The 13,672-nt window shown below is 69.9% G+C and carries 12 protein-coding genes and 1 riboswitch; of the genes, 10 read left to right on the forward strand and 2 right to left on the reverse strand.

Annotated elements, in window-relative coordinates:
• Positions 1-400 precede the first annotated feature (400 nt).
• On the reverse strand, positions 401-1,528 hold the full coding sequence (gene gcvT, locus ACLVWQ_RS24730) for a glycine cleavage system aminomethyltransferase GcvT (RefSeq protein WP_414111359.1): 1,128 nt from the start codon (positions 1,526-1,528) through the stop codon (positions 401-403).
• A gap of 171 nt (positions 1,529-1,699) precedes the next feature.
• Positions 1,700-1,820: riboswitch (glycine riboswitch) on the reverse strand.
• 233 nt (positions 1,821-2,053) lie between these two features.
• On the opposite strand from gcvT, the gene ACLVWQ_RS24735 reads away from it, so the two are divergent.
• The 10 genes from ACLVWQ_RS24735 (at position 2,054) to ACLVWQ_RS24780 (ending at position 13,243) form a co-directional block, all read left to right on the forward strand.
• Entirely contained in the window at positions 2,054-2,722 is a 669-nt protein-coding gene (locus ACLVWQ_RS24735) for an AAA family ATPase (protein ID WP_414111360.1), read from the forward strand.
• 92 nt (positions 2,723-2,814) lie between these two features.
• Positions 2,815-3,636, forward strand: a complete 822-nt coding sequence (locus ACLVWQ_RS24740) for an enhanced serine sensitivity protein SseB (protein WP_414111361.1) — start codon at positions 2,815-2,817, stop codon at positions 3,634-3,636.
• A 309-nt stretch (positions 3,637-3,945) separates the two neighbouring features.
• Positions 3,946-4,737: an enhanced serine sensitivity protein SseB C-terminal domain-containing protein gene (locus tag ACLVWQ_RS24745; RefSeq protein ID WP_414111362.1), complete on the forward strand. Its 792-nt coding sequence runs from the start codon at positions 3,946-3,948 to the stop codon at positions 4,735-4,737.
• 361 nt (positions 4,738-5,098) lie between these two features.
• Complete coding sequence (locus ACLVWQ_RS24750; RefSeq protein ID WP_414111363.1) at positions 5,099-6,112, forward strand: ABC transporter permease; 1,014 nt, start codon at positions 5,099-5,101, stop codon at positions 6,110-6,112.
• 60 nt (positions 6,113-6,172) lie between these two features.
• Entirely contained in the window at positions 6,173-7,963 is a 1,791-nt protein-coding gene (locus tag ACLVWQ_RS24755; protein WP_414111364.1) for an ABC transporter substrate-binding protein, read from the forward strand.
• A gap of 119 nt (positions 7,964-8,082) precedes the next feature.
• Positions 8,083-9,087, forward strand: coding sequence for an ABC transporter permease (locus ACLVWQ_RS24760; protein ID WP_414111365.1), 1,005 nt, complete (start codon positions 8,083-8,085; stop codon positions 9,085-9,087).
• The gene (locus ACLVWQ_RS24765; protein ID WP_414111366.1) at positions 9,084-10,181 is read left to right on the forward strand and encodes an ABC transporter ATP-binding protein; all 1,098 of its coding nucleotides are present in this window, start codon (positions 9,084-9,086) and stop codon (positions 10,179-10,181) included. The genes ACLVWQ_RS24760 and ACLVWQ_RS24765 overlap by 4 nt, the downstream gene beginning before the upstream one ends.
• Positions 10,182-10,204: 23 nt before the next feature.
• Positions 10,205-11,452, forward strand: coding sequence for an ABC transporter ATP-binding protein (locus ACLVWQ_RS24770; RefSeq protein ID WP_414111367.1), 1,248 nt, complete (start codon positions 10,205-10,207; stop codon positions 11,450-11,452).
• A gap of 140 nt (positions 11,453-11,592) precedes the next feature.
• The gene (locus ACLVWQ_RS24775; RefSeq protein WP_414111368.1) at positions 11,593-12,255 is read left to right on the forward strand and encodes a trimeric intracellular cation channel family protein; all 663 of its coding nucleotides are present in this window, start codon (positions 11,593-11,595) and stop codon (positions 12,253-12,255) included.
• Positions 12,256-12,364: 109 nt separating this feature from the next.
• Entirely contained in the window at positions 12,365-13,243 is an 879-nt protein-coding gene (locus tag ACLVWQ_RS24780) for a thioesterase family protein (RefSeq protein ID WP_414111369.1), read from the forward strand.
• A 153-nt stretch (positions 13,244-13,396) separates the two neighbouring features.
• Here ACLVWQ_RS24780 and ACLVWQ_RS24785 read toward each other — a convergent pair whose 3' ends face one another.
• Complete coding sequence (locus tag ACLVWQ_RS24785) at positions 13,397-13,603, reverse strand: hypothetical protein (RefSeq protein WP_414111370.1); 207 nt, start codon at positions 13,601-13,603, stop codon at positions 13,397-13,399.
• Positions 13,604-13,672: the final 69 nt, after the last annotated feature.

The raw sequence follows: 13,672 nt of genomic DNA on the forward strand, positions 1-13,672 counted from the left end.
GCCGTCCGATGTCTTCGGCCGGAGCCGTGACCGACGTCTCCGGCCGACACCCTCCGGCCGGGCGTCCGCCGGAGAGCGTCGGCCGGTGTCCACCGGCCGGAGTCGGGTGACCGATCCCGGCCGGCCGACTCCGGCCGACCGGCGTCGTCCAGCTGACGTTTTCCGGCCGGCGCCCGGTCGAAGGGTGTCGGTCGGTGGTCGTCGGCCGGGGCGGCTGACGGATTCCGGCCGAGTGGTGTCTTCCGGTTGATGCCTGACGACCGATCTCGATCGACCCGTGCATTCTGGCCGACCGTCCAACCGTCCGCCCGCCCGACGGCCGCCGGCCGGCGTCGGGCGGCCCAGGCGTCCGGCCCGAGCCCGGTCCGCCGGAGCGGCGTCCGGGGCTCGTGGGCCAGCGTCAGGCCGGGCGCCGGTAGAACGGGAGGGCCACGACCTCGTACGGCTCGTGGCTGCCCCGGATGTCCACGCCCACACCGGAGGTGCCCGGCGCGGCGTGCGCGGCGTCGACGTACGCCATCGCGATCGGCTTGCCGAGCGTCGGCGAGGGCGCGCCGGAGGTGACCTCGCCGACGACCGCGCCGTCGGCCACGACGGGGTACCCCGCGCGCGGCACCCGGCGGCCCTCGGCGACCAGGCCGACCAGCACGCGCGGCGGCTGCGACTCGGCGCGGGCGGCGGCCGCGGACAGCGCCTCGCGGCCCACGAAGTCGCCCTCCTTCTCGAACTTCACGACCCGGCCGAGCCCCGCGTCGAACGGCGTGAGCGCGGTGCTCAGCTCATGCCCGTACAGCGGCATGCCCGCCTCCAGGCGCAGCGTGTCCCGGCAGGAGAGCCCGCAGGGGATGAGCCCGGCCGCGGCCCCCGCGTCGGTCAGCGCCTGCCACAGCTTCTCCGCGTCGGCCGGGGCCACGAACAGCTCGAAGCCGTCCTCGCCGGTGTAGCCGGTGCGCGCGATCAGGGCCGGGACACCGGCGACCGTGCCGGGCAGGCCCGCGTAGTACTTCAGGCCGGCCAGGTCGGCGTCGGTGAGGGACTGCAGGATGCCGGAAGACTCCGGGCCCTGCACGGCGAGCAGCGCGTACGCGTCCCGGTCGTCGCGCACCTCGGCGTCGAAGCCCTCGGCGCGCTCCACGAGGGCGTCCAGGACCACCTGGGCGTTGGAGGCGTTCGCCACGATCAGGTACTCGGTGTCGGCGAGCCGGTAGACGATCAGGTCGTCGAGGATGCCGCCGTCGGCCCGGCAGATCATGGTGTAGCGGGCGCGGCCGGTCTTCACCCCGCCGATGTTGCCGACCAGCGCGTGGTCGAGGAGCGCGGCGGCCTGCGGCCCGCTCACGGTGATCTCGCCCATGTGGGAGAGGTCGAAGAGACCGGCGCGGCCGCGCACGGCGAGGTGTTCGTCGCGCTCGGACCCGTACCGCAGGGGCATGTCCCAGCCGGCGAAGTCGGTCATCGTCGCGCCCAGCGAACGGTGCAGGGCATCGAGCGCGGTGCGGCGCGGTTCAACGGTGGCGTTGCTGCTCACGGTAGGGCTCCCAAGGCATGACGGCGAGGTCGTTCCTCCCCATCTGTCATCGGAACCTGAGAGGTTCGCCGTGACCACGGCCGGTTACGGCGGACGTGGTGGTCACTGACTTGCACCTTGGGTGGAGCCGGCGCCCTGACTGCCAGGGGACGGCCCGCTTTTCAGATGTGCCTCGCCCGCGCGGTAACGGGGCCTGAGAGATTCAAGGGAGGGACTTGCTCCTTCGGCGCCCGGGTACTCGTACTCGTACACCTACGTGTACATGTCCCCGGAACTCTCCCGCGCGGATTCAAGCGGCCGGTATGCAGTTGGCGGGCACATCATTGCACGCTCCGGCCTCACCGGGGGGCCGCGTGGTGTCCGCACGGTGTCCGGACAGGGGGCAGGGGTGTGGCAGGGGCGTCGACGGTGATCTGTGACGGGGCTGTGGCAGGACAAGAACAGAAACAGGGGGACCAGCGCATTACCTTCTCTTTACACTCGACGGGGGATGGGTCTGCCGACCCCAAGGGGAGGACGATCAGGGTGAACAGGACCACGGCGTACGCGACCACCACGGGCATCGCGCTGCCGAAGCAGCCACCCGCCCCGGCCAGGGAGACGTGCGGTCCGCTTCCGGTGCCCGTCGTCCGCGATCTGCGGTCGCGCGCGGGGCACAGTCCGCACGGTCTGCGCTTCGGACCGGCCGACGTGGTGGTCGTCACGGGCCTGCCGGGCAGCGGGAAGTCGACCCTGATGCGCCGTGCGGTGACCGGCCGGCGCGTCGACTCCCAGGACACCCGCGACCGCTGGGACGGCCGCCTCGCCCGCTTCCTGCCGTACGCGGTCTACCGGCCCCTGGTCCGCGCCGCGCACTACGCGGGCCTGCGCCGGGCCCTGCGCTCCGGTGAGGGCGTCGTCGTGCACGACTGCGGTACGCAGGCCTGGGTGCGCAGTTGGCTCGCCCGGGACGCGCGGCGCCGCGGCGGCACCCTGCATCTGCTGCTGCTCGACGTCGACCCGGGCACGGCCCTGGACGGCCAGCGCGAGCGCGGCCGGGGGGTCTCGCGGTACGCGTTCGCGCGGCACCGCGGCGCGGTGGCCCGGCTGCTGAGGTCCGTGGAGAAGGGCGACCTCCCGGAGGGCTGCGGTTCCGCGGTGCTCGTCGACCGGGCTGCCGCGGACGTCCTGCGGCGCATCGACTTCGGCGGCTGAGCCGGGCCCGGTGCGGTGGACAGGTGCGGCGGACGGGGACGCGGGCGCGTAGCCTCGTCAACCGCACACGGCGGTTCGAGCAGGCGGTAGAGATGGACTTCCCAGCACAGGACATTCCGGCGCAGGACTTCGCGGCGCGGGACTTTCCGGCACAGGCGTACCCCCACCCGCACGCCGGCTGGCCCGGCAACGAGTTGGAGGAGGTGCTCGCCGCCTCCCTGGGGCTCCCGCCGTCGGCCTCGACGGGCGCCCGGATCGTGGAGAGCGTGGCGCGCGGCTTCCTCTGGGTGCCGCTGCCCGAGGGGGGCGGCCCGCACAGCGGTCCGCTGGACCTGCCCACGATCGAGCTGGGCGGCCAGGCGTACGTGCCGGTCTTCACCTCCGAGCAGCAGTTCCGCCAGGTCGTCGGCGACCACATGGCGTACACCGTGGCGCCCGCCGTCGAGTTCGCGCGCGGTCTGCCGCCCCAGATGGGCATCGCGCTGAACCCGGACGGCACCGTCGGGATGCCGCTGCCCCCGCCCGCCGTCGCCGAGCTGTGCCGGGCCGGCCGGACCGAGCTGGACGGGCCCGCGAGCGGCGGCCGGGTCCGGCTCTTCCAGCCCGACTGGCAGGCGGACCCGCTGGACTTCCTGGCCGCGGCCTCGGAGGAGTTCGCCGCGACCGGCCTGGTGCTGAGCGCCCGGCGCTGTCTGGCGAGCATCGAGGGCGGTGACTCGGTGATGTTCGTCGGGATCGAGGTGACCCACTGGGACGAGGGCGTGCGCGCGCCGCTGCTGGACGCCCTGGGCCGGGCGCTGGGCCGGGCCCCGGCGGCCCACCCGGTGAGCCTCGTCTTCCTCGACGTGGCCCAGGACCCGGTGACGGACTGGCTCCGGTCCCAGGTCCGCCCCTTCTACACGCGCGCCCACTGAATCCCGGGCCGGCCGCTCGCCGCCGCCCCGCCGGAACCCGCCCTGCGGGACCGCGTCCCGCTGGAACGCGTCCGGAAGGGGCGCGGGGAACGGCGCGCCCAGCCGTGCACAACCCGCAGACGACCCGTCACGCAGCGTCCCGACCACCCAACACGGAACCAAGCGGAGCGCAACCGTGCTGTCGGGAACGCCGCTTAAGCTGGTTTCATGGCTCGGTCGGGGTGGTGCGATGTTCAAGCGAACGCACGCCCCGCCGAATGGGACCCGTATGACCCGTAAGTCAGGGATGTCGCGAAGGGGCGGTAGAAGGTGAGCGCGTCGGGCACGGCCGCGGCCGGGCAGGTCGAGCACATGCTGCGCCAAGTGACGCCCGGGCGTTACGACGCCTACGAGGCGCTGTTGCGCGCGCTGGCGGCTCCGTCGTCCGGCCAGGTCTGGATGCTGCTCTGGCACGGCCAGTCGGGGTCACCCGACGCCCAGTACGGGAACATGGAGGTCGACGGCTTCGGCTACGCCCCCTGTGTGACCTCGGCCCAGGAGCTCTCGGCCAGCGGCTGGAACCGTTCGTACGAGGTGGTCGACGGGCTCGACGTCGCCCGCACCCTCTACCCCGACCACTACGGCGTGTGGCTGAATCCGCATGCGCCGGGCGGCGGGGTCGGCATCCCCTGGCTCGATCTGCGCCGTATCGCCACGGGCCTGGAGCGGCAGCCCGCGGGCCCGCTGCGGCTGTCCGAACCTGGCATCGAGATTCCGCAGTTCTACGCCCTGCTCACCCAGAACGCGCACCGGACCACCGCCGTCCGCTCGCTGCGCCGCGCCTGGGTGCAGCCCGCGCTCGGGGCGCCGTATCTCGCCATCGGGCTCGACGTGTACGACACCAGTCCGCCCGCGGTGGACTCGGTGCGCGCGATGATGCAGCAGTCCATCGGTGCGGTGCCGGACGGACTGCCGGTGTCGACCGTCGCGATGTCGGACGAGTACGACCCGGTGGCCCTGTGGCTGCGCGCCAACGCCCGGCCGTTCTACGACCGGGAGGCGCACGCGGCACCCGTCCAGGCGCCCGCGGCGGGCGGTTACGGGTTCCCCGGCGCGTACTGACCGACCGAGTACTGAGATGATCCGGGTGGACCGAGTCCACTCAGTGGCATCTCGGCCCTCACCTCTGCACCGTCGCCGGGGTGGAATGTCCCGATCTACGCGGGTAAATGGGCTGCGAGGCCCCTTTCGCCCCGAGCGTCCCGTGTCCGACCCCCGTTACCCGGCGTTCGGATAACGGAACCCTCCTGACAGCATCACGGTTACGCATCCATTCACTGTCAAGTCTGGCTACAGATCACCGAGGCGTTGAAGACTCCCCGTCCAGGGGGTTTGAAACCTCTGTGTGTACGACGGACTGATCACGCCGCTACAGCGGCAAGCGTGGGCCGGCTACCGCCGGTTGAGAGGGGTCCCTGCCACGATGACGGCACCATTGCACGAGCCGACGGCCGAAGCCGCACCGAGCGCGGCTGAGGAGGCGGCGCTCGTTGCCGGATCCGCCGAGGCGAAGGCGGTACAAGGGCGTTCCCTCGGCCGCATCGCCTGGGAGCGCCTGAAGCGGGACAAGCTGGCCCTCACGGGCGGCATCGTCGTCCTCGTGCTGATCGCGATCGCCCTGCTCGCTCCAGTGATCACGAACCTGGTCGGGCAGGACCCCGAGACGCATCACGAGGACCTGATCGACCCGCTCTTCTCGACTCCCACCGGGTCCCTCGGCGGCATCAGCGGGGACCACCTCCTCGGAGTCGAGCCCGTCAGCGGCCGCGACATCTTCGCCCGGATCGTCTACGGCGCCCGGATCTCCCTGCTGGTCGGCTTCCTGTCGGCGCTGGTCGCCGTGGTGCTCGGCACGATCCTGGGCGTACTCGCCGGCTTCTTCGGCGGCTGGGTCGACGCGGCCATCAGCCGGGTCATGGACGGCCTGCTGGCCTTCCCGCAGCTGCTCTTCATCATCGCGCTGGTCTCGGTCATGCCGAACGAGATGCTGGGCCTGACGGGCACCGGCGTACGCCTGCTCGTCATGATCCTGGTGATCGGATTCTTCGGCTGGCCCTACGTCGGCCGGGTGGTCCGCGGCCAGACGCTCTCGCTGCGCGAACGCGAGTACGTGGAGGCCGCACGCAGTCTCGGCGCCGGGCGGTTCTACATCCTGTTCAAGGAGCTGCTGCCCAACCTGGTCGCGCCGATCATCGTCTACACGACGATGATGATCCCGACCAACATCCTGACCGAGGCGGCGCTGAGCTTCCTGGGCGTGGGCGTCAAGCCGCCCACCGCCTCCTGGGGGCAGATGCTCTCCTCCGCGATCGACTACTACGACTCGGATCCCATGTACATGGTGATCCCCGGTGTGGCGATCTTCATCACCGTGCTCTCCTTCAACCTCTTCGGCGACGGCGTACGCGATGCGCTCGACCCGAAGGGTTCCCGCTGAACTGCCGTACCCCCAGGGCCCGTCATCTGTCGGCGGGCCGCTACATATCGGAGGATCCGAGTGACTACCCAACGCACCACAGGGCGGCGTAAGCAGGCCGTGGCCGCCGCAGCCGTGGCTGCTGCACTGCTGTCCACGGCGGCGTGCGGCGGCGGCAACGACGACGACGGCGGCGGTTCGAAGAGCGGCGCGGCCGGCTTCGACGCGGCGAACAACAAGGTCGCCCAGGCGGACCTCGCCAAGAAGGGCGGCACGCTGAAGTTCGCGAGCGCCCAGGACGCCGACTCGTGGGACACCACGCGTGGCTACTACGGCTTCATGTGGAACTTCTCCCGCTACTACAGCCGTCAGCTGGTGACCAACTCGACGGAGCCCGGTGCCAAGGGCGCCGGAGTCACCCCGGACCTCGCCGACAGCACGGCGAAGATCTCGGACGACGGCAAGACCTACACGTACACCCTGCGTGACGGGTCCACCTGGGAGGATGGCAAGGCCATCACCTCCAAGGACGTCAAGTACGGCATCGAGCGCGTGTGGGCGCAGGACGTGCTGTCCGGCGGTCCGATCTACCTCCAGCAGATCCTCGACCCCAAGAAGACGTACAAGGGTCCGTACAAGGACAAGTCCGCGGACAAGCTGGGTCTGAAGGCGATCGAGACGCCGGACGACAAGACGATCGTCTTCAAGCTTCCCGAGGCGAACTCGGACTTCGAGGAGATGCTCGCGCTGACCTCGGCGTCCCCGGTCCGCCAGGACAAGGACACCAAGTCCAAGTACGGCCTGAAGCCGTTCTCGTCCGGCCCGTACAAGTTCGAGTCGTACACGCCGAACAAGAACATGCTGCTGGTCCGCAACCCCGAGTGGAAGCAGTCCTCGGACCCGGTCCGCAAGGCGTACCCGGACAAGATCACGATCAACTTCTTCACCAACGCCAATGACCTGGACCAGCGTCTGATCAGCGGCGACTACGACCTGGACCTCGCCCAGACCGGTCTCTCCCCGCAGGGCCGCACCACCGCCCTGAAGCAGCACAAGGCGAACCTGGACAACCCGGTCTCCGGCTACATCCGCTACGCGGTCTTCCCGCAGAGCGTGAAGCCGTTCGACAACGAGCACTGCCGCAAGGCCGTGATCTACGGTGCCGACCACGAGTCGCTGCAGACCGCGCGTGGTGGCCCGGTCGCCGGTGGCGACATCGGCACCAACATGCTGCCGCCGGCCGTCCCGGGCTCCGAGGGTCAGAAGTACGACCCGTACGAGTCGGCCACGACGAACAAGAACGGCAACGTCGCCAAGGCCAAGGAAGAGCTCAAGGCCTGCGGTCAGCCGAACGGCTTCAAGACCACCATCGCGGTGCGTAACAACAAGCCCGTCGAGGTCGCCACGGCCGAGTCCCTCCAGGCCTCGCTGAAGAAGGTCGGCATCACCGTCGACATCGACCAGTTCGACGGTGCGCAGACCACCGGCATCATCGGTAGCCCCGACAACGTGAAGAAGAAGGGCTACGGCATCATCATCATGGGCTGGGGCCCGGACTTCCCGAGCGTCCAGGGCTACGGCCTGCCGCTGTGGAACAGCGACTACATCCTTGAGAGCGGCAACAACAACTTCGCCCTGATCAAGGACAAGACGATCGACGGCCTCTTCACCAGCTACACGAAGGAGCTCGACGACTCGAAGAAGGCCGAGATCTCCAAGGAGATCAACCACAAGGTCATGGAGGGCGGTTACTACCTGCCCTTCGTCTTCGAGAAGTTCATCAACTGGCGCTCCAGCAACCTGGCGAACGTCTACACGTCCGACGGCTACAGCGGCATGTACGACTTCGTCAACCTGGGCCTGAAGAAGTAACACCGACCGGCGCGCACCCGCCATACGGCACGAAAGGCAGGTGAAGGCCGGCGCGGCGTGACCCGCGGGCCACCGGACGACCTCCGGTGGCCCGCGGCACCGCCGCCGGGCCGAGAGCAGTGCTCGCATACCTCATCAGGCGGCTCTTCGCCGCCGCAGTGATGCTGGTGGTCATCATTCTGGTGGTCTTCGGCATCTTCTTCCTCGTCCCCCGCTGGGCGGGCGTGGACCCGGCCACGATGTTCGTCGGCAAGCAGGCCGACCCTGCGGCCATCGAGGCCGTGCGGCAGAAGCTCGGTCTGGCAGATCCGATCTTCTTCCAGGTCTGGGAGTTCTTCAAAGGCCTCTTCGTAGGCCGTACGTACTCGGGTGGCGGCGACGTCACGGAGTGCGCGGCGCCCTGCTTCGGCTACTCCTTCCGCAGCGAGCAGGCCATCTGGCCGGTGCTCACCGACCGCTTCCCAGTGACCCTGGCCCTCGCGCTCGGTGCCGCCTTCCTGTGGCTGATCTTCGGTGTCGCGGCGGGCGTGCTCTCCGCGCTCAAGCGCGGCTCCCTCTGGGACCGTGGCGCGATGATCGTCGCCCTCGGCGGCGTCTCGCTCCCCATCTACTTCACCGGTCTGCTGTCGCTGGCGATCTTCTCCTACGGCAGTGGTCTCGGCTGGATCGATGCCCAGTACGTCCCACTGGAGGACAGCTTCACCGGCTGGTTCGGCGGCATGATCCTGCCCTGGATCACCCTCGCCTTCCTCTACGCCGCGATGTACGCCCGTATCACCAGAGCCACCATGCTGGAGGTCCTGGGTGAGGACTACATCAGGACGGCCCGCGCCAAGGGCCTGACCGAACCCGTCGTCATCGGCAAGCACGCGATGCGGTCCACGATGACGCCGATCCTCACCATGCTCGGCATGGACCTCGGAGCGCTGATCGGTGGCGCGATCCTCACCGAGACCACCTTCAGCCTTCCCGGCCTCGGCCAGGCCGTCCTCAAGGCGATCAGCGACAAGGACCTGCCCGTCATCCTGGGCGTCACGCTGATCACCTCGCTCGCGGTGATCATCGCGAACCTGCTGGTGGACCTGCTGTACGCCGTGATCGACCCCCGAGTGAGGCTCTCATGACCGAACTCAGCAAGAGCGGAGCCGCGCTGGGGGAGCCCGTCAAGGACTCGTCCACGCCCTCCGCCTTCCTCGAAGTCCGCGACCTGAAGGTGCACTTCCCGACCGACGACGGACTGGTCAAGTCCGTCGACGGGCTCAGCTTCTCGCTGGAGAAGGGCAAGACCCTCGGCATCGTGGGCGAGTCGGGTTCGGGCAAGTCTGTGACCTCGCTCGGCATCATGGGCCTGCACACGACCGGCCAGTACGGCAAGCGCAAGGCGCAGCTCTCCGGCGAGATCTGGCTGGACGGCACGGAACTGCTCTCCGCCGACCCCGACCACGTGCGCAAGCTGCGTGGCCGCGAGATGGCGATGATCTTCCAGGACCCGCTGTCCGCACTGCACCCGTACTACACGATCGGCCAGCAGATCGTGGAGGCGTACCAGATCCACAACAAGGTCAGCAAGAAGGTGGCCCGCAGGCGGGCCATCGAGATGCTCGACCGGGTCGGTATCCCCCAGCCGGACAAGCGGGCGGACAGCTACCCGCACGAGTTCTCCGGCGGTATGCGCCAGCGCGCGATGATCGCGATGTCGCTGGTCAACAACCCCGAGCTGTTGATCGCGGACGAGCCGACGACCGCCCTGGACGTGACCGTCCAGGCGCAGATCCTCGACCTGATCCGGGACCTGCAGAAGGAGTTCGGCTCCGCGGTCATCGTCATCACCCACGACCTGGGCGTCGTCGCCGAACTCTCCGACGACATCCTGGTGATGTACGGCGGCCGCTGCATCGAGCGGGGTCCGGCCGAGAAGGTCTTCTACGAACCTAAGCACCCCTACACCTGGGGTCTGCTGGGTTCCATGCCGCGGCTCGACCGTGAGCAGACCGAGCGGCTGATCCCGGTCAAGGGCTCCCCGCCCTCGCTGATCAACCTGCCGACGGGCTGCGCCTTCAACCCGCGCTGCTCGTACGCGGACGTCCCCAAGGACAACGTCACCCGCACGGTCCGCCCCGAGCTGGCCGAGGTCGGCAGTCAGCACTGGGCCGCCTGCCACATGACGCAGGAGCAGCGGGACCGGATCTGGACCGAAGAGATTGCGCCGAAGCTGTGAGTGACAAAGCAGAGGACAAACCAGTGGCCAACCCCGCACAGCGTGACGGCGCGGCCTCGGGTGCGACCCTCGTCAAGGACGCCGCTCCCGGCGAGACGCTCCTGAAGGTGACCGGGCTGCAGAAGCACTTCCCGATCCGCAAGGGCCTGCTCCAGCGGCAGGTCGGCGCGGTGCGGGCGGTGGACGGCCTCGACTTCGAGGTCAAGTCCGGCGAGACCCTGGGTGTCGTGGGCGAGTCCGGCTGCGGCAAGTCGACGATGGGCCGGCTGATCACGCGGCTGCTCGAACCGACCGCGGGCACCGTGGAGTTCGAGGGCAAGGACATCACGCACCTCGGGGTCGGCGCGATGCGCCCGATGCGCCGTGACGTCCAGATGATCTTCCAGGACCCGTACTCGTCGCTGAACCCGCGCCACACCATCGGCACGATCGTCAGCGCCCCCTTCAAGCTCCAGGGCGTGTCGCCCGAGGGCGGCATCAAGAAGGAGGTCCAGCGGCTGTTGTCGGTGGTCGGCCTCAACCCCGAGCACTACAACCGCTACCCGCACGAGTTCTCCGGCGGCCAGCGCCAGCGCATCGGCATCGCCCGCGCGCTCGCGCTCAACCCGAAGATGGTCGTGGCCGACGAGCCGGTCTCCGCGCTCGACGTGTCGATCCAGGCGCAGGTGGTGAACCTGCTGGACGACCTCCAGCAGGAGCTCGGCCTCACGTACGTGATCATCGCGCACGACCTGTCCGTCGTACGCCATGTCTCGGACCGTATCGCCGTGATGTACCTCGGCAAGATCGTGGAGCTGGCCGACCGGGAGTCGCTGTACAAGGCGCCGATGCACCCGTACACCAAGGCTCTGATGTCGGCCGTGCCGATCCCGGACCCGAGGCGCAAGTCGGCCAAGAGCGAGCGCATCCTGCTCCAGGGCGACGTGCCCTCGCCGATCTCGCCGCCGAGCGGCTGCCGCTTCCACACGCGGTGCTGGAAGGCCACGCAGATCTGCACGACCACCGAGCCGCCGCTCCTGGAGCTGAAGCCCGGTCAGCAGGTGGCCTGCCACCACCCGGAGAACTTCGCGGACCAGGCCCCGCAGGACACCGTGCTGCTGACCGTCGCCAAGCAGGCGGCGGAGCTGGTGGCCGACGAGGTCCTCGCGGAGTCCGCGGCGACGTCGGCGGCGGTCGCGGCGGAGGTGCAGACGGCCCCGGCCGACGTGACTCCGGACGCCACGGAGCCGGTGACCTCCTCCGAGGGTGAGACCCCCGCCGAGGAGAAGTAGCGGCACCACGAGCGAGCAGCGCCGGGACGTAGGTCGGCATCTACGTCAGCACCTATGTCATCAGCGCTAAGACGCAAGTAACACCGAGCCCCTGCCTTGCAATGTGAGGTGGGGGCTCCGTGCTGGGTGAGAATGTAGAGGTGCTTCAGCAACTCTTCACCCCCTCCGTTCAGCACACGCTGGAACTGGTCGGCATCTTCTTCTTCGCGATCTCCGGCGCGCTGCTGGCCGTGCGCAAGAACTTCGACGTCTTCGGCATGGCCGTCCTCGCGGAGGTCACCGCCCTGGGCGGCGGGCTCTTCCGGGACCTGGTCATCGGGGCCGTGCCGCCGGCGGCCTTCACCGACCTCGGGTACTTCCTCACCCCGCTCCTCGCCACCCTGCTCGTCTTCTTCCTCCACCCGGAGGTGGAGCGGATCCAGCTCGGCGTGAACGTCTTCGACGCGGCGGGCCTGGGTCTCTTCTGCGTCGCGGGCACCACCAAGGCGTACGAGTACGGTCTCGGCCTCACCGCGTCCGTGACCCTCGGTCTGGCCACGGCCGTCGGCGGCGGTGTGGTGCGGGACGTCCTGGCCAACGAGGTGCCGTCGCTGCTGCGCTGGGACCGCGACCTGTACGCGGTGCCCGCCCTCGTCGGCGCCACGATGGTCGTCCTGTGCATCCGCTACGAGGCGCTGAACCCCTTCACCTCGGCGATCGCCGCCCTCACCGCCTTCGTGCTGCGGCTGCTCGCGATGCGGTACCACTGGCGCGCGCCCCGGGCGTGGCACCGGCGCTCGACGGCGGTGGAGGTACCGGAGTGAGCGGCAGGTGGCAGGTCGTAGGTGGTGGCAGGTAGGCGCCGGCCGGTGGTTCATGTGATCGAAACAGAAAAAGCTACTGCTTAGTAATCGACTGTTGTACCGTTCAGGCATGCCAGAAGCAGCTTCCCTGCACGCGACACGGACCGCGACACAGGCCACGATCGGCGACAGCGAGTTCGACCGCGACACCGCGGTCACCCGGCGCGAGCCCGGCGTCTACGACACCGACCTGTCCGCCGGGTGGACGATCCTGGGCGCCGTCAACGGCGGCTACCTCCTCGCCGTCCTGGGCCGCGCGCTCGGCGACGCCCTGCCGCACTCCGACCCGTTCACGATCTCCGCGCACTACCTGACGGCGTCCAGGCCCGGCCCCGCGGTGGTGCGCACCGGCGTCGTACGTGACGGACGCTCGCTGTCCACCGGCCAGGCGTCCCTGTTCCAGTACGACGACGAGGGCCGCGAGGTCGAGCGGATCCGCGTACTCGCCTCGTACGGCGACCTCGACGCCCTGCCCGACGACGTCCGTACGACCGCGACGCCGCCCGCGATCCCGTCGATCGACCAGTGCTTCGGACCCGAGGACAGCCCCACCCCCAGCCCCATCCCCGGCGGTTCCGCCATCGCCGAGCGGCTGCTGCTCAAGCTCGACCCCGACACGCTCGGCTGGGCGCTGGGGGCGCCGTCCGGCAGGGGCGAGATGCGGTCCTGGTTCGGCCTCGCCGACGGCCGTGACGCGGACCCCCTCTCGCTGCTCCTCGCGGTGGACGCGCTGCCGCCGACCGCCTTCGAGCTCGGCCTGTCCGGCTGGGTGCCCACCGTCGAGCTGACCGTGCATGTGCGGGCCCGTCCGGCGCCGGGTCTCCTGCGGGTCGCCATCACCACCCGCAACCTCGCCGGCGGCTTCCTGGAGGAGGACGCCGAGGTCTGGGACAGCGCGGACCGGCTCGTCGCGCAGTCGCGGCAACTGGCCCGCGCGCGGCTCGGCTGAGCCTGTCTTTGCCTCAATCACAGCTGGGGCACAGCGGGGGCCCAAGCGGGGCCCAAGGGCGGTTGGTTTCATGCGCTTCTCAGGTTGTTCGGCGCACGAAGCCGGCTCATCGCCCGGCTCAGCAGACGGAGTTGCCCTCATGAAGCGTGTACGTCACATCCCCGCTGTCGCCCTGCTGGCCCTGTCGCCGCTGCTGCTGACGGCCTGCGGCTCGGGGGACTCCTCGTCGGGCGGTGGCAGCGGCAGCGGCAACGGCACGTCGGGGCAGCAGAGTTGCGGGCGTCCGTCGGGCGCGCCGAGCGGGAACCCTTCGGGGCGGCCGAGCGGGGCACCGTCGGGGATGCCGTCGGGCGCCGCCACGGGCAAGGCTCCCTCGGGGGCGCCGTCCGGAAGTCCGTCCGGAATGCCGTCGGGGATGCCGTCAGGGGC

The organism is Streptomyces sp. CWNU-52B, assembly GCF_047444975.1.
GTDB lineage: Bacteria > Actinomycetota > Actinomycetes > Streptomycetales > Streptomycetaceae > Streptomyces.

Excerpts from the sequence above, each read along its gene's own strand:
- ACLVWQ_RS24780 (WP_414111369.1), top strand. The coding sequence starts at position 12,365 with ATGCCAGAAGCAGCTTCCCTGCACGCGACACGGACCGCGACACAGGCC.
- ACLVWQ_RS24765 (WP_414111366.1), top strand. The coding sequence starts at position 9,084 with ATGACCGAACTCAGCAAGAGCGGAGCCGCGCTGGGGGAGCCCGTCAAG.
- ACLVWQ_RS24750 (WP_414111363.1), top strand. The coding sequence starts at position 5,099 with ATGACGGCACCATTGCACGAGCCGACGGCCGAAGCCGCACCGAGCGCG.
- ACLVWQ_RS24740 (WP_414111361.1), top strand. The coding sequence starts at position 2,815 with ATGGACTTCCCAGCACAGGACATTCCGGCGCAGGACTTCGCGGCGCGG.